The sequence below is a fragment of the Microbacterium sp. genome, from assembly GCF_035277845.1.
In the GTDB taxonomy this organism is placed as follows: Bacteria; Actinomycetota; Actinomycetes; order Actinomycetales; family Microbacteriaceae; genus Microbacterium.
This window is the reverse complement of record NZ_DATEJS010000338.1, coordinates 1-15,067: the sequence shown is the minus strand read 5'-3', so window position 1 is coordinate 15,067 and position 15,067 is coordinate 1. Positions and strand designations below refer to the sequence as shown.

The following is a 15,067-nucleotide window of genomic DNA, read 5'->3' as shown; positions in this document are numbered from 1 at the left end:
GCGAGCTTCGGAGACCGCAGCCACGTTCCATCGATCCACCCCTGAGGCAATGGCCCCGTTCGTCTTCGCGGTGTGCGCCGAAGCCTGGCAGAAGAAATGCGGCGGAGACGGAGGGATTTGAACGATGGAATCGGCTGATTCGCTGACGAGCGTTTGGGGCGAAATCCCTTGATTTCATGCGGGTTTACGGGGCTGTTCAGGGCGACTTGAGTGGTGTTCGGATGGCCTCAGCGGCACTCGCTTCAACGCAGCTCTTCCAGAATTCTTCCGACCTCTGGCGGCCTCTACGGCAGCAGGTCGAGCATCTGCGGGCGTGCTTTCATCGCATGGATGACGAGTTCGTTGCCGCTGTCGAAGACCGGCACCACGGTCTCCAACAACCGCCCTTGCGTGTCGAACCGCGAGCCGAAGCTGACGCGCAGGCGAGTCGTCATCGAGGTCCTCGATCCAGACAGCCCAGGTCGGCGGCTCCGCACCTCGACCGGGTCGGCCGCGCCCACGCTTCTTCAGCGCCTCGACGACATAGCCAGCCTCGGCCTCGGCCGCCCACGCAGCAATCTGTTCGTCAGTGACCGGCACGCCGTTGATGGTCTCGCCCGCGCTCATGAATTCATCGCTACGAATTTGGAGTTAGAAGCGTCACTTCCAAGTCGTCCATGCTGACACGACGACACTGGCCACTTTGATCTGGACTGGCAACGCCACCTCGGCGGCAGGCCGCAGGGCGCGACTGATCGTGTCTGAGCAGCACGCTACGGTAACGAGTTGGACATCGAATGGGCCCTCTCCCGTGCCACTATCGAACATGGTCTCCGACGCCGAAGTGATCGCGAAACTCCAGGAGCAGCGCGGTTGGCAACGTGGTGAGCCACAGCATCCGCTCGATACCGACTATCGATTCGCGGACGTTCGTATCGGTGCCGACACGGTCGATATGGCTGTCGAGCAACGAGATGGCCAACGCGCGCGGATCGTCATCGCATTGCCGTCGTCCGATGCCGCGCAGCCATGGTTGTATCGGGAACCCGAGAGTGCGGACGACTGGTTGCAGCAGTTCCTGATCTGGATGGACGAGGAGATCCTGACCGGTGGCCTGAACGCCAGCCGCGCGAGAGAACTCGTGCACGGCGAGAGTTATGTGATCGTCGTCCCATACGGTTGGCGGTCGAGCGATCCCAAGGAACACAGTCGCCTGATGGCCGCATCCGAAAGACGTGACGGGCGACCGCGTCGTCGCCGGTGGCGTATCGGGCGCCGTCTGTAGATTCGTCGCATGGTTTTTGCGAACGTTGGTACCCTCGGCGCGGCCCCGGGAAAGCGTGACGAGCTCGTCGCTCATCTGACACGAAGGAGCAGCGTTCTTTCTGAAGTCGGCTGCCTGGCATACGAGGTCGGCACCAACGATGCCGAGCCCGACACGGTGTTCGTCGTCGAGCTCTGGAAAGACGCCGCTGCCCATAAGGCATCGCTTGCACTCCCGGAGGTCACGGAAGCCATCGCTGAAGCACGCCCGCTGCTGTCCGGCGCCTTCGGCGGATTCCACTTCGAGGTGGCAGGCTCGCCGCTACGCGACTGATCCGCACTGCATCCGAGGCGGGTCCCTATTCGCGCGGTGCCGGCTGAAGGGCGGATGAGCGCGCCGCAGATACCAGCACCGACCTCTGCGGTGAATCGGGCGGACAATGGGGGCATGAAGACCGAGGTGCTCGCCATCGACGACTGCCCGACTTGGGAGCGTGCGGGCGACCAGTTGGTGGAGGCGACCGGGTCCCGTGAACACTGACCTGGTGGTCTGCTCCTGCTGTGGCCGCGACCTGCCGCGGGCAAAGGTTCACGAGCTCGAGGCAGGGCGAGCGAGGATATGCCGCCGATGCGGTCTCTGGGTCGCGCTCTGGTGGCGTGGCGATCGGGATCCGGCACGCTAGCCGCCTCAATCCCTGATCGGCCGGCCGAAGGAGGGCCGTGGCGCACACCATGTTGCGTCCGCTGCGGCCCGACTCTCGACGGTTCGCGAGCGGGTGGTGTTCGCGGGCAGGCTGAGCCGGAGCGGCTTGGACCGCGCTACATACGCGGACCGGAAGACCGGGCATCGGGTGAATGGGTGGAGCCTCTGCGCGGAACCCGCGCGGCTCTCAGGGGACAGAATTGTGTGGTGCGAACTTCGGGAGGTACCTCATGAAGGCAGTCGTGGCCGCGGATCGCTTGGCGGATTCGGGTGGCATCACTCTGGTTGATGTGCCGGAGCCGGTGCCGGTCATCAATGACGTTCTGGTGGAAGTCCACGCGTCGGGTTTCGTTCCAGCGGAGTGGCAGTGGTCCTCGACGTGGATCGATCGCTCAGGTCACGAGCGGGCACGGCCGGTCATCGGCCACGAGTTCACGGGGGTGGTCGCCGGTCTCGGCTATGGCACGACAGGTCTGTCGCTGGGGCAGCGGGTGTTCGGGATCGCCGATTGGCACCGCGACGGTACCCTTGCTGAGCTCACGGCGGTGGAGGCTCGAAACCTGGCACCGCTTCCGGGTGATGTCGAGTTCACAGTGGGGGCGAGCCTGCCTATCTCGGGTCTGACGGCATGGCAGGGGCTGTTTCAGCACGGGCGTCTGCAGCCGGGGCAGACAGTGGTCGCGCATGGCGCGGCCGGTGCGGTCGGATCGATCGTCACGCAATTGGCACGCGAGAGCGGCGCTTACGTGATCGGCACCGGACGAGCGAACAGCCGGCAGACGGTGCTCGACCTCGGCGCGAACGAATTCCTCGACCTCGACAGCGAGAGCATCGAAGACATCGGTGGGGTGGACCTCGTCTTCGACGTCATCGGCGGTGAAGTCCAGCGACGGTCGGCGCGCATCATCCGGCCCGGCGGCACGCTCGTGTCGATCGTCGGTCCTGTGGAAGCGCGACCGGTCGACGGTCTCGCCATCGACTTCGTTGTCGAATCCATCCCGGCCCAGCTCACCCAGATCGTGGAGCGCGTGCGTGACGGACGCCTGCGCTCCCCCATCGGCACGGTCGCGTCCTTGGACGATGCCGTCGCGACGCTGACCGCGAACACGCGCCATACAGGCAAGACCGTCGTCCGCGTCCGACTCTGACGATCCCTCTGTGGACAGCCGCCAAGTCTCGGCGACAGAGATAGAGCAACTGCGGCTACGCGGTCAGCAGTTCACGCAATGTATTGCGGGTTTGTGCGCTGACATCGAGCGCATCCAGCACGGCGCCAGGGTCCGTCACGAACGTCCGCACGTGCGGCGTCACCGTGCCAAGAGCAGCAGGGCGCTGATCATGCCGGTTCGGTCGCGACCGGCGGCGCAATGGACGAACACCCCCGGTACGGATGCTGCGATCGCCTCGAGCGTCTTACGAACAAGGTCAGGAAGGATGCGCACGTTGTGCTGCCAGTATTCCGGCGAGTCGAGAATCGGCAGGCACACGGCGCGGAACTCGGGATGCATTTGGTCTTCCGTCGGTGCCAGAGTGATCCTCAGGTCCGATGGGGGCGACGCTGCCGGATCAGAGTCCCGCGGCCCGGTCTCGTCCGCGCTGCGCAGGTCCACGACCGAGCGCAACCCCCACCGAGCCGCAGAGAGCCAGCCCGCTGAAGTGAGAAGCTCCCGGCGCGGTCCGCGCGCAACGCGTCCCCTGACTGTTGTGCCCGTCGGAGACAGCCGGGTCGGCAGCCCACCGAGATCACGGACGTTTGGCAGCCCGTCCCAGTCTAGATTCCGCATCGCGGAGAGGTTATCAGTCGCGCAATGGAGGTCCCCCGCCCGGTGGCCGGTCCACTCACGGTCAATGTCATGTCGTGGCGGGCGTCCGGGTGTGGAGTGCCAAGCGCACGTACGGAAGGTTCTCCCGTGCGAGGACAACGGTCGTGACGAGGTCTGGTTGGAGTTGGACGCCGACCGCGTACACGAAGGGGTCGGTGTCGATCTCGACGGCCGGTATCTCTTCGCCGTCGACCTCGAGTGTTGCCGCAGCGTTGACCGACGACGGACTGACCCGCCACGAGCCATCCCCGGTGGGTCCGGGGCTGAGCCCCAGTTCCTCGCGGAAGTGGTTCATGAGGATGTTGTTGGTGTGATCGACAAGTTGCCGGTCGAGCGTTGTGTAGTCCGAAGGGTCTCTGCTCCAAGTGGTGCGCACGGCTTCCCATAACCGGGGGTAGCGCAGGATCTCAAGGAACTCGACCAACCAGGATGGGCGCGGCCAGGGCGGAACAGTATCGATGGCGGCCTGCTCCTCCGGATCGAGGTCCATCAGATTCGCGGGGTCGCCACGATCGTCGGGGTTCCGCCAGAGCCTGTACGTGAAGCTCACCGCGAACTGCGAACGACCGGCGCCGTCGATCGCCTCCGTGATCGCCGGCATGTCGAGATCCTCGATCGTCGGTTGAGGGGCCAGACCCATCAGCGGAAACGTAAGGCCGACCAGTCGCCGGCCGGATTCCACGCGAGGGTCCGGAGCGTCCTCAGGCACCACACCGGCGATTCGCATGTCTCGAGCGTCCCGGATCTCCACCGCCACCGCAATGCCCTCCCGTTGGGATAAAACCGCGGGAAGCATAGGAAACCGTGCATGGGCGGCGAGGCCGGCGAACCGTGCATTGCAGTCATTGCACAGAACGCGCGTGGACGTCGTGTTGCCTTCTCCACGCAGGCGCGCACGGCACTGATCGCAACGACCGCTCATGGTTTCCGATTGTCGTATACAGAATCCTCGCCGAAAATTAGCGCGTCGCATTAGAGCGGCTGCCACCAAACTCGCGGTCGAGCCGGCTCTTGGAGCGAGTCGGTTTCCACGAACAGCCAAGCGGTCCACTCGCGGTCGCCGCATCCCGGGACGAAGTCGACCGCCCAGACGCGGAATCGCGCCAATGCGTTTTGGATCTCAGCACGAACCTTATCCGCGTCGCGGGGGGGGGACCATGCGGCGACCCTACGGCACCGCTTCGCTCGTGCACACGCCTCCCGGATGTGCCCGCGACTAGGAGGTGGGGTTTCACCACACAGCAGCGGTCGACTTCGATGTCCTGGACACTGTCGCGTAGCCCCACTTGTGGCCGGTTACCCTCACTGTGATCTTCTTGCCCCATTGTGTCCACGTCGGCACGAAGACCGATTTGGTGGCCCTGCTGATCGCCTTGCCGTTCGCGTACCACAGGTAGGAGAACGTCGTCCCGCTCGTCCAGGCGCCGGGCTTCGCAACGAGCTTCGCGGCGACCTTGGGCGTTCCGCTGACGGTCGGTGTGGATGCCGTGGCCACCCGAGCACTGGCGAACGAGAAGTTGGTCACCGTCGCATAGCCGGGGGTCCGACCGGTGACGGCGACGGAGATCCGCTTTCCTGTCTGTGCCGCACGCAGCGTGTATGAGGTGCCGGTGGCACCGAGGATGACGAACTCATCCTCATACCACTGATAGCGCAGTGAGGTGCCCTTCTTCCACGTGCCGGGCGCCGCGTGCAGAGTCGATCCGACTGCGGCCGCCCCGGTGAAGGACGGCAACGGTGCCGACGTGATCCGGCCGAGGGACGCGAGAGTCCGGGTGATCGTCCCGTACTCGGGAACCTTGAGTACCACTCGGGCTGACAGGGTTTTACCTTCATCGACGGCCGTCTCCCAGTAGACCGACTTCGTGGCGCCAGGGATCGCGACGCCGTTTCGCAGCCATTGGTAGGCGGACGCCGTTCCGGTGCGCCAGTACGCGACATCGACGCCGATCCAGTGGTAGAGCTCGAAGTCTCCGTACAGCGACACCAATCCGGGAACCAAGATCGGGGCCGTCGGGGCGGACGAACGCGAGACGGTGTCGTACCCCGGACTGCTCGCAGTCACCTCGACTGCCATCCGCCGATCGGGGAACCCGGAGGGCACGACGAAGGTGGAGCCGGTCGCACCGTAGTAGCGCATCCCGTCGACGATCCATTGGTAGGTCAGCTGCGCGCCGACGGGCCAACTTCCGGGGTGGACGGTCAACGTCGAACCCACCGCCATGTTGCCGGTGATCGTGGGGACGGAGGTGTTCATCACCGGTGAAGACGGGACGGTCATGCGCGTCTGCGCGCTTCCGCCGGGCAGCACGCCGGTCACCGTCGCGGTGATGTGCTGGTTCACCTGGGCGGATGTAGGTGTGAATTGTGCCTGGTCGGCTGCGTCGATCGCGACGCCGTCGGCGAACCACCGGTAGGAGAGCGCCGTGCCCGCCGCCCAGTGCCCGGGTTCTATGGTCAGTGGCACGCCGACGGCGGCAGAACCGTCGAGAAGGGGATCATCCGTCGTCGTCGACGCGGATTCGGTGGTCATCCCGTCCCCGATGCCGGTCACGGTCACCTTGATGGGATGCCCCGCCTGCTGAGGGGTCACGAATACGATCGGTCCGTATCCGAAGTTGCCACCCCACCCGGACCAGGTGATCTTCAGGTTCACCCCCGCAGACCACGTTCCGGGATCCACCGTCAACGCCTGACCGACGTCGGGTGTGCCGCTGATCCTCGGCTTCCCGACGAGCATGACCCGAGACTTATTGACGACCTGCGTTCTGGTGAAGAAGCCATCCTGCGCACCGGTGACGACGACGCCGACGAGTTTGCTTTCGAGGTCAGGGGTGAGCGCCAATGAGGTGCCGGTCGCGCCGGGGATGGGAGTTCCGTCGGCAGTCCACTGATAGGTCAGGGTCGTCGTTGCCGGCTCCCAGTCCCCCGGGTCCACCGTGAGCGTCGAGCCGACGCGCGGGTCGCCGTTAACGAGCGCCCAGCCATAGATGACACCCAGGGTCGGCGCCGACTCGCGAGTCTCGGACGAGCCGTCCGGACTCACGCCGGTCACCGCGACGCTGATCCGGGCGCCCCCGTCCCACGAGCTCACATAGTAGATGGGGGCTGTCGCACCCACGCGCGCGACGCCGTCCTGGTACCACTGGTAGCTGAAACTGGTTCCGTCCGGCCATGTGCCCGGGTCAACAGTGAGTTCGCTTTCCACGGTTGGATCGCCGATGATGACCGGCACCGATCCGGTCGTCGTCTGCGCCGTAACCGGACTGCCTGTCGAGTCGACGGCGAACACGGGGTCGCTACTGAGCACTGATGTCGTCACGAGGATGGCGACAGAGAGTGCGAGGGCGAATCGGATGCGGGCGGATCGGTGCACGGATCTCCTCGTCGTCGCCGCGAATGGCGGCAAGATCACGCGGCAGCCCGAGACCGCCGTTGAGCGATTCTAGCGGTCGGAAAGTTCGCACACGAGCTCGATCGTTCGCTCGTTTCGCGTGAAATTCGTCCGCACGTGGGATGCTCGTCATCGTGACGATGTACGAAGCACACCCTTCGGACTCCCTCGCGCAACGCGATGCTGAGGTCGTCATCATCGCTGCCCTGAGCGCAAAGCTGGGGGCTAGGCTCGGCAAAGTGTCAATCCCAACCGCCAACGGTGGGCGGGTCGAGGTGGATGGGGCGACCGAAGACCTCAGCGTCCTCGTCGAGGCGTACGCCCATCAAGGAGGCCTTCGCGGCGGGCAGCCCAAGAAGCTCGCGACCGACGCGCTCAAGCTGACCTGGATTGGCAGACAGGTGGGTGCGAAGCGCCTGATCCTGGCAGTCGCTGACGAACGCGTCGAAGCCTACCTGCGACGACCGACAGCGTGGCTGACGCAAGCACTCATCGATCTCGGGGTAGAGGTGATCAGCGTCGATTTGGACGACGCAACATCCAGTGCACTCCTCGCCGCGCAGACGGTGCAGTACCGGTAGCTGGACGACCCAGCCAACGGTGCAGCGGCGCTCCATGCGGATCCTGGATACCTGGCGGTATGTGCCCGCACACACATGCGCCTCGGTCGCTTAAAGAGCGGTCATCGGGTGTATGGGCCAACCGAATGCGAACGCCAGAGGTACATAGCATTGGTGATGGACTCAGTAAGTCGGAACAGTGCTGGACTGGGCACGAAGGCGGGAGCGGGACCATGAGCAGTGGGGCGATGTGGGGCGATGAACAGTGGCCCCGCGGATACTGGCGGCGCTGGGTGCCGGTTGTCGGCCCCGAGTACGCGACGATCGTCACCCGCGACCGTGCATGGAGCATCGCCCTCAACGTCGTCGGCGTTTGCTGCGTAGTCTCCGTTCTTGCGACGGTCTGGTTCGCGGGCCGGACTCCTCTCAGCACGGTGGTCGCTTACGGGCTCTGCGCAGTCCCGGCCGTGTTGGCCTGGCGGGTGGTGCCGCGGCCCCGGAAGACCGCGTCGCGGATCGTCGCGGATCTCACCGATCGCGGTATCGCGGTGACCCGCGGACCCTCGTTCAAGAGCCTCGCAACCTTCTCGGCGTGGTGCGAGGAACAGCACATCACCGCGGAGCAGGTCAGGGAAACAGGCCGCCTGAGCCGCCCCGCCGCTGCTCGATAGCACGTGCCCGCGGGCGGATCCTTCTGCGGTTGGTCTTGGGCTGGCGGAATAACATGGCCGAGTGCCCAGCCTGACCGGATCGTTCGCGATCCACCTCGATCTCGCGGCGCCCCCAGAGCGGGTGTGGCCGCTATTCGCCGACCTGTCGCTGCGCCGAACCTGGGTGCGGATGCCGGGACCGTCCAGCACGGCCACTCACGAGTTCGACTTCCGCGTCGGTGGGCAGGAGCGATTGACCAATACCTTCCTCTCTGGGGACACCCGCGAGGACCTTGAAAGTCGCACGACATTCTTCGACATCGTCCCGAACGAGCGCATTGTCTCCTCCTGCGCGGCGCTCGTCGCCGGAGTTCTGCGGTGGGTTTCGCTGATCACGATCGATTTCGCGCCCACTGACGCAGGGACGCATCTGGACTGGACCGAGCAGTACAGCTTCGTGACACTCAGCACGCCGGGAGGGGTGGACGACGTGAAGCATCTCGTCGGCGGCACGCGCCTGAGACTGAATGGCCTGGTCGCCGCCCTCAATCGCGAAGGAATCCGAGCTTAACGGCACCCTCGCGTGCTCATGCCACGAGCCTGGGCCACGCTGAGTTCCGGCGTTGAGGCTCCCACTGCGTGTAGGCGGTCCGTTTGGCCGGGGCTCTCATCTCCATAACTCGTCGACGCGCAGTTCGCGAGCCCACAGCCGGGGCATGGAGTCGTACCTCAGAATGGCCCGATGCGAGCTCGACGCGTCCCCGGGCCCTCGACGGGCCGGCGTATGCGCGCCCTGGTCAGCCTGCTCGCCGTGCTGGTGCTCGGCTCGTGCAGCGCGCCCCCGAGGGCGCCCCACCCGTCCGACTCTTCCCCGCCGCCACCGACCTCCGGTACCGCCGCCGGCTCCCCCGGCCACTCGCCGGCCTCCCCCACGCCGTCGGATCCGGTCACCCATGTGACCGCGACGACGCTGCCTGTGCGGCTGCCGGCACCGGCCTCGCGAGTCGTCGCCGTCGCGGCAGGCGGCCACGTGCTCATGCTCGGCGGGCTCGTCGCCGGTACTACGAGCGCCCAGGTGCTGAGGCTCGACCCCGCGGCCGCGAAGATCACCGCCGCGGGCCGGCTCGCCCACGCGACGCACGATGCCGGCGGCGCCGTCCTCGGGGGCTCGGTGTTCGTGTTCGGCGGCGGCGTCCAGGCGTCGGCCGACTGGGTGCAGTCGGTGCCCGTGGCGGGGGGCGCCGGCGCTCTCGTCGGGCGCTTGCCGACGCCGCGGTCGGATCACGTCGTGGCGTCGGACGGCACCACGGCGTACGTCGTCGGTGGGTACGCGACCGGCCCGGGGCTGACCGACGTGCTCGCCACGACCAACGGGACGACGTTCCACATCGTGGCGCACTTGGTCACGGGCGTGCGGTACGCCGCGGCCGCCCTCGTCGGCGGCGCGCTGTGGGTGGTCGGCGGCGAGCGCGACGGCGCCCAGGTCGACACCGTGCAGCGCGTCGACCTCGCGACGGGCGCCGCGAGCGTCGTCGGACACCTGGCCGCGCCGCTGTCGCACGCGACCGCCACGGTCCTCGACGGGACGCTGCTCGTGGTCGGCGGCCTGAGCGCCGGCAAGCGCCTGGACGCCATCGAACGCCTCGACACCGCCACGGGTGCCACGTCGCTCGTCGGGCACCTGCCGTCCGCGGCGTCCGACACGGCGGTCGCCGTGCTGGGTGATGCTGCCTACGTCATCGGCGGCGAGACGTCCGCGGCCGGCTCGACCCACCCCCTGGACACGGTGGTGCGGCTCACCACCGGCCCCGCCTCGGCGGCGCCGTGAGGCCGACGGTGTCCGCCAGTGAGAACGGCGGCAGAGGGTCCAGGCCGTCCGGGTGGTTGAGGTAGCCCGTCCCGCGGCCCGGCCGACCGGTGTGCCCGTACTGCCACACGACCGTGTTGGTCTTCGGGTCGATGACGATCACGCGGTGGTTGGAGTCGTCGTTGAGCAGGATGTCGCCGTTCGGCAGGCCGACGGCCAGGGACGGGTACGTGAGGCGCCCGCGGCCCGACGACGGGTTCCAACGCCAGATCGTCTTGCCCGACGCATCGAAGATGACCACCTGGCCGGGGTCGGAGTAGTCCGCAACCACGTACTTGCCTGGCTTGTACTGGTGCGCGTCGGACGGGTATGCGACCGCCGGCGGGTGCGTCGCCCACAGGACGCGGCCGCGCCGGTTGATCTCGTCGACCCAGTCCCCGTTGATCTCCGTGACCAGGAAGTTCCCGTCGGGCAGCGGGAAGACGCCGTTCGGGCTGCCGAAGTAGGTCGGCGGCGCGTGGTGGCAGCTGCCGATCGTGCCCATCGTCCACAGCGGTGACCTCGAGGCCGAGGACAGGTCGACGAGCCGGCAGTTCTTGATGTCGGCCGCCACCACGCTGCGGTCGGGCAGCATGAGGGCGTCGTCCGGGTTCCACAGCCGGTTGGGACCGGAGCCGTGGTGGCCCGGAAGGCCGTACCGCCAGACGATCTTCCTGGTCGCGATGTCGATCTCCGTGATGGCGAAGACGTCCTCCTCCGTCACGACGACGTCCTTGCCGTCGGGGGTGACGAAGACGTCGTCGGGCACTCGGAAGGTCTGCCCCGGCGCGAGGTCCCCCGGCTGCGGCCACTGCCACAGCACCTGGCCGTGCGGGCTGACGACGACGAGCCGGTTGTTGTTGCGGTCGGCGATGACGATCGGCCCGGGCAGCACGGCGGGGTTCGAGCCGGGGGCCAGCTTCCCGGGGGTGCCCGGGACCGCGGCGGGGAACGCGCTGCCCGGCGTGGCCGTGGTCGGCGCCGGCGTCGCGGATGCGGCGCTGGTCGCGCTCGCCGGTGGAGCGGTCGTCGGGAGGCCGGGGGACTTCGCTGAGTTCGCCGCCGGTCCGGTGCAGGCCGTCAGGAGCAGCACCGCCGCAACCACGAGAGGCACCGTTCGTCGAGCCGTCATGCCCGGATTGTCCGACGGCGACCTGTGAGCGAGCCAGGTGCGCGCGGCGCGGGTTCCTACAGCGCGACGGGTCCCTCACCGCCGACCGCGCCCGCGACGAGGACCGTCCCGCTACCCGCCGCCGAGACGGTGGGCCGGTCGCGCTCCGGTGGCGTGGCGATCGGGATCCGGCACGCCAGCCTCCTCAACCCCTGATCCGGGCGGTGAGCTTGGATGGTGCGGGACCGGGCTTTGGCTGAACCGTGGCAGGGCTAGAGTGTGGGCGTGAAGATCGGGATGGTGCCGGACGCGCTGCGCGGCACGAAGTGGAAGGGCGACCCGGCTGCCCCGTGATCCGTCTGTCCTCCTTCGCCCGATTCGGGGAAAGGGGGTGGATGCATGGACGGGATGTCTCTCTCGGCCGGTGATGTTGTCACCGCGACGGTGACCAAGGTGTTGCCGTTCGGTGTTCTCGTGGAGTACACGAACGTGGCAGGGCTGGCGAAGGGCGTCGCGGGCGAACCGGGCGCCTCGCTCGAGCTGCGTGTGCTCGAGTTCGACGCTGCGCGGCGTCGGTTCTCAGCCGAACTCGCCTAGCGAGTGGTGCGGGCGCGTGATGTCGATCCGCGCCCGCACCCCTGCTGATCCGAGGTCACCGTGGCCTGATCGGATCCGCAAACAGGCAATGCCCGCAGGAGGTGCCATCTCGCGCGTCCCGCTTGCGGAGAGGGGCGCGCTGCGAAGCGGCGCGCAACGGTCAAGGTATGCACGACCGGGAAACGCACTGGTGCGTCAACGCAGCATCTTCGCGATGCTGCACGCCGCCGAGCACCAGGCCGAGCTGCTCGACGTGTGCGCGGCCGTCGACGGAGACACCGCCGCAGCGATGCGGCAATTAGGCGAGCGTTCGACCTCGACGAAATTCAGGCCTGCACAATCCTGAACATGCAGGTGCGGCGATTCACGCCAGAGGAGATCCAGTTGATGCGCGCGGAGCTGGCCGACGTCGACGCGATTCTCTCGAGAGAGCGACCGCGTCGATCTGTATGCGGGCATTACCCGGTTGAGGGGGTCATCCGTTCGACGTCGGCGTTGATCGTTAGGGCGCGCTGCGTGATGGCCAGTCGACGAGAGGTGAATCGCCCTTGACGTAGAGCGGGTGCTGTGGGTGGCCGTTCTTCGTGATCTTGAGAGCCTTGAGTGGCGGCAGCAGCTTGAGGGAGTGCGCAACTCGCCCCGGGCTCGCGTTAGTCCCCCATCCGGCCACCACTGTCCCGGTGGCGTTGGCCAGCACGCGATCGTTGTAAGGACCGACCGGGTCGGACGCCGCGAGCATCACCCCGGGGCTCGGTGTGCGGTACGCGTATAGGTTCAGGATCGTCATGCTTCCGAACCCATCGCGCTTGGAGAAGTTCACACATCGCCGCAGCGTTGGATCGAGATCAACCGCGTCGGCGGTGCTCGGGTTCAGAAGCACGAACGTGATCGTCGGCAGCGACGCATCCCAGACCCGTGTCAGGCTGTAGCGGTAGTCGCCGCGGATGTCTGCAGTCGCAGAACGAAGTGAGTCACGACCAGATGGTATAGCCCGTGCAACATGCGTCCGTTCGCATCGGCTACAACGATCCCTTTACGGTCAAGGCTCGAATGACGGGGCCATGCGTGCGACGGGCAACGTGCGGGATGGCTTGCACCCTCGAAGGCAACGAGGCGGGTTGACGTCCGACTCGGGAACCAGCGCGCGGCAGTGTGAGGTGGCCTACAGGGGCGTTGTCTGCGGTCAGCATCGGCGCGCTGATGCTGACCGCACTACTCACCCCGCGTCGACTTCTTCGCTCACGACGCGCCAGCCGTGCTGCGTCTGCATCAGACAGAACTCAAACGGGAGCTCCCCTGGACTCGCCCCCATCACGCCAGTCTGATCGATGTCGGCAGTGAAGCACGTCTTGCCAGAGACATATCGTTGCGGCGCGCTGAGATTCGTGTACGAACGCAGCTGCGGGTCCTCGCCTAGCCACCCCGCCATCGGTCCTCGTGACCCGCACCACGCGGGATCGCCGGTTGCCGTGGTGAGTGCGGCTGTGAGATCACAGTCCTGCCGCTTCGCCGCATCCAGGTAGGTCTTCATGACGCGCGGGGCGGATGCCGTCGCCGCGGGCATGTCGCTCTGAAGGGCGGAGGCACGGATTCCTCTATTGATGGTGAACGACGCTGCTCCGAGAACGAGTACGGCCGCAACGATCGCCACCGGCATCAGCCAGCGGCGACGTCTTCTCCTAGGCGCAGGCTCGTCGGCGATCACTGTCAGATCCTTGCATGGCGATCTGCGGTTCCTCGCGTCTTCTAGTAAATGTGGGCCTCACAGGTGGCGAGGAATGTCTGGCGTCGGTGCTGGAGCTCGCGGTACACGGTCGCCCGGGAGACGTTGAACAGGTCGACGAGTTCGGCCTGGGTGTAGTCGCCTCGGTCGTGCGTTTCGAACAGCAGTTTGCGTTGCGGCCCCGGCCCCGAGAGCTTCGGCTGCTTACCCTTCAGCCGGCCTTTCGCGCGTGCGACTGCCATCCCTTCGCGGGTGCGCATGCTGATGAGGTCCCGCTCGAACTCCGCGACCATCGCGAGAACGTTGAACAGTAGTCGGCCCGACGGGATCGGTCGGGTCGTACCTGCTGCCGCCGATGCTGAGCGCGACGTGTTTCGCGGTCAGGTCGTCGGCGATCTCACGGGCGTCGCACAGAGACTTGGCGAGCCGATCCAGTTTCGTGACGACGCGCGTGTCACCGCTACGCACTGCGGCGAGAGCTTCCCGGAGGCCGGGGCGGGCACGGCTTGCTCCGGTCATTCCGTGGTCGACGTAGATGTTCGCGTCAAGAACACCCAAGCGCAGCAGTCCGTCGCGCTGAGCGGTGAAGTCTTGATCTGCAGTCGAGACCCGGGCGTAGCCAATCTGAATTGCGTCCATGGGCCCAGCGTGACCCCGAGGCCGTCGCAGCGGACCGGTTGGATCCCTTGTGACGGTTATGTGAGCTCGGCGAGCCATGGGTGTCCTGGGTGAGCAGTCGTTAGTGCTGTTCGTAGCCACCTCCTGGCTGTGTCGTCAAGGAGAGGCTGGCTGTTTTCAAAGTCTTGCTGGTCCTGGGGGCGCAGCCCAGGAGCCTTGTGAAGGAGCTGGATCTCGGGGCGTAGGGACGGGATTCCATCGAGGTGCCACAGAATCTCGGTCAGCGGGAGGGAGATCCTCGGGTCGCGCTTGTACGTCCACCGTTCAGCGTCGACGTCCATCAGTACGACGTCGTACTCCCAAGGGTCTGCACCGCTGGGACGCAGCCAAAGATTGCTGCACGTCGACGCGATCATGGCACCTGGTTCGACAACGGGGCTCAGAGTGCCGCTGTCCGCGGCCCACACATCCAGACGCCCGAGCAGATACTCGCGCAGCCAGGGCGCCTCTGACCGAGGGATGCTGGGGTCAATGTCGCTGTGCTCACGCGCGACACCCGTGAAAGCCTCGATCGCCCACCCGCCGGCAATCCACCATCGACCTTTGTACCCGCCAAGCAACGCCGCCGCGTCCGCGGGAGTGTGATGCAGCCACGGCCCGTAGTGTCGCGCGTCAGACTTAGTGGCAGGGGTTGTTAGTTGCTGAGGCAACGCCCCTACTGGAAGGTCTGAGAATCATGAGTCGTCCCCCGGTGATCCCGGCGGAGAAGAAGATCCGCATCGTGTTGAGCGTGTTGCAGG

At 66.5% G+C, this 15,067-nt stretch carries 17 protein-coding genes and 2 pseudogenes; 9 read left to right on the top strand and 10 right to left on the bottom strand.

Going from position 1 to position 15,067, the window contains the following annotated elements; genetic code table 11:
- Positions 1-284 precede the first annotated feature (284 nt).
- Entirely contained in the window at positions 285-434 is a 150-nt protein-coding gene (locus VJR25_RS14865; RefSeq protein ID WP_324116378.1) for a toxin-antitoxin system toxin subunit, read from the bottom strand.
- Between the two features lie 31 nt (positions 435-465).
- Positions 466-606 (bottom strand): annotated as a pseudogene (locus tag VJR25_RS14860) (CopG family transcriptional regulator); the annotation flags it as partial.
- Between the two features lie 199 nt (positions 607-805).
- Between VJR25_RS14860 and VJR25_RS14855 the strand changes: the two are divergent.
- The 3 genes from VJR25_RS14855 to VJR25_RS14845 all read left to right on the top strand — a co-directional run bounded on the left by VJR25_RS14855 (position 806) and on the right by VJR25_RS14845 (position 3,093).
- The gene (locus tag VJR25_RS14855) at positions 806-1,264 is read left to right on the top strand and encodes a hypothetical protein (RefSeq protein ID WP_324116376.1); all 459 of its coding nucleotides are present in this window, start codon (positions 806-808) and stop codon (positions 1,262-1,264) included.
- Between the two features lie 9 nt (positions 1,265-1,273).
- Positions 1,274-1,576 carry a putative quinol monooxygenase gene (locus tag VJR25_RS14850; protein WP_324116374.1) on the top strand — a complete coding sequence of 101 codons (303 nt, stop codon included), beginning with the start codon at positions 1,274-1,276 and terminating at the stop codon, positions 1,574-1,576.
- Positions 1,577-2,175: 599 nt separating this feature from the next.
- The gene (locus VJR25_RS14845) at positions 2,176-3,093 is read left to right on the top strand and encodes an NADP-dependent oxidoreductase (RefSeq protein WP_324116372.1); all 918 of its coding nucleotides are present in this window, start codon (positions 2,176-2,178) and stop codon (positions 3,091-3,093) included.
- A gap of 159 nt (positions 3,094-3,252) precedes the next feature.
- Here VJR25_RS14845 and VJR25_RS14840 read toward each other — a convergent pair whose 3' ends face one another.
- The 3 genes from VJR25_RS14840 to VJR25_RS14830 all read right to left on the bottom strand — a co-directional run bounded on the left by VJR25_RS14840 (position 3,253) and on the right by VJR25_RS14830 (position 7,060).
- Positions 3,253-3,729: a tyrosine-protein phosphatase gene (locus VJR25_RS14840; RefSeq protein WP_324116370.1), complete on the bottom strand. Its 477-nt coding sequence runs from the start codon at positions 3,727-3,729 to the stop codon at positions 3,253-3,255.
- A 67-nt stretch (positions 3,730-3,796) separates the two neighbouring features.
- A complete protein-coding gene (locus VJR25_RS14835; protein ID WP_324116369.1) occupies positions 3,797-4,495 on the bottom strand; it encodes a hypothetical protein in 699 nt (232 codons plus the stop codon).
- Positions 4,496-4,999: 504 nt separating this feature from the next.
- Positions 5,000-7,060, bottom strand: coding sequence for a hypothetical protein (locus VJR25_RS14830; RefSeq protein WP_324116368.1), 2,061 nt, complete (start codon positions 7,058-7,060; stop codon positions 5,000-5,002).
- 224 nt (positions 7,061-7,284) lie between these two features.
- Between VJR25_RS14830 and VJR25_RS14825 the strand changes: the two genes are divergently transcribed.
- The 4 genes from VJR25_RS14825 to VJR25_RS14810 all read left to right on the top strand — a co-directional run bounded on the left by VJR25_RS14825 (position 7,285) and on the right by VJR25_RS14810 (position 10,200).
- The gene (locus VJR25_RS14825) at positions 7,285-7,743 is read left to right on the top strand and encodes a hypothetical protein (RefSeq protein ID WP_324116365.1); all 459 of its coding nucleotides are present in this window, start codon (positions 7,285-7,287) and stop codon (positions 7,741-7,743) included.
- A gap of 212 nt (positions 7,744-7,955) precedes the next feature.
- The gene (locus VJR25_RS14820; RefSeq protein ID WP_324116363.1) at positions 7,956-8,393 is read left to right on the top strand and encodes a hypothetical protein; all 438 of its coding nucleotides are present in this window, start codon (positions 7,956-7,958) and stop codon (positions 8,391-8,393) included.
- A gap of 61 nt (positions 8,394-8,454) precedes the next feature.
- Positions 8,455-8,943: an SRPBCC domain-containing protein gene (locus tag VJR25_RS14815; RefSeq protein ID WP_324116361.1), complete on the top strand. Its 489-nt coding sequence runs from the start codon at positions 8,455-8,457 to the stop codon at positions 8,941-8,943.
- Between the two features lie 213 nt (positions 8,944-9,156).
- On the top strand, positions 9,157-10,200 hold the full coding sequence (locus VJR25_RS14810) for a hypothetical protein (RefSeq protein ID WP_324116359.1): 1,044 nt from the start codon (positions 9,157-9,159) through the stop codon (positions 10,198-10,200).
- On the opposite strand, the gene VJR25_RS14805 is transcribed toward VJR25_RS14810, so the two are convergent.
- Positions 10,169-11,350 carry a PQQ-binding-like beta-propeller repeat protein gene (locus VJR25_RS14805; protein ID WP_324116357.1) on the bottom strand — a complete coding sequence of 394 codons (1,182 nt, stop codon included), beginning with the start codon at positions 11,348-11,350 and terminating at the stop codon, positions 10,169-10,171. The genes VJR25_RS14810 and VJR25_RS14805 overlap by 32 nt on opposite strands.
- A 378-nt stretch (positions 11,351-11,728) precedes the next feature.
- Here VJR25_RS14805 and VJR25_RS14800 point away from each other — a divergent pair, with 378 nt between their 5' ends.
- Together VJR25_RS14800 and VJR25_RS14795 are read left to right on the top strand one after the other, a co-directional pair.
- Positions 11,729-11,926 (top strand): hypothetical protein, encoded by a 198-nt coding sequence (locus VJR25_RS14800; RefSeq protein ID WP_324116355.1) that lies wholly within the window; start codon positions 11,729-11,731, stop codon positions 11,924-11,926.
- Between the two features lie 214 nt (positions 11,927-12,140).
- Complete coding sequence (locus VJR25_RS14795; protein WP_324116354.1) at positions 12,141-12,272, top strand: hypothetical protein; 132 nt, start codon at positions 12,141-12,143, stop codon at positions 12,270-12,272.
- A 156-nt stretch (positions 12,273-12,428) separates the two neighbouring features.
- Here VJR25_RS14795 and VJR25_RS14790 read toward each other — a convergent pair whose 3' ends face one another.
- The 4 genes and pseudogenes from VJR25_RS14790 to VJR25_RS16720 all read right to left on the bottom strand — a co-directional run bounded on the left by VJR25_RS14790 (position 12,429) and on the right by VJR25_RS16720 (position 14,887).
- Complete coding sequence (locus VJR25_RS14790) at positions 12,429-12,848, bottom strand: DUF1643 domain-containing protein (RefSeq protein WP_324116412.1); 420 nt, start codon at positions 12,846-12,848, stop codon at positions 12,429-12,431.
- A 294-nt stretch (positions 12,849-13,142) separates the two neighbouring features.
- Positions 13,143-13,631 carry a hypothetical protein gene (locus VJR25_RS14785; protein ID WP_324116352.1) on the bottom strand — a complete coding sequence of 163 codons (489 nt, stop codon included), beginning with the start codon at positions 13,629-13,631 and terminating at the stop codon, positions 13,143-13,145.
- Between the two features lie 41 nt (positions 13,632-13,672).
- Positions 13,673-14,288 (bottom strand): annotated as a pseudogene (locus VJR25_RS14780) (recombinase family protein).
- A gap of 56 nt (positions 14,289-14,344) precedes the next feature.
- Complete coding sequence (locus VJR25_RS16720) at positions 14,345-14,887, bottom strand: nucleotidyltransferase domain-containing protein (protein WP_414683797.1); 543 nt, start codon at positions 14,885-14,887, stop codon at positions 14,345-14,347.
- Positions 14,888-15,067 lie beyond the last annotated feature (180 nt).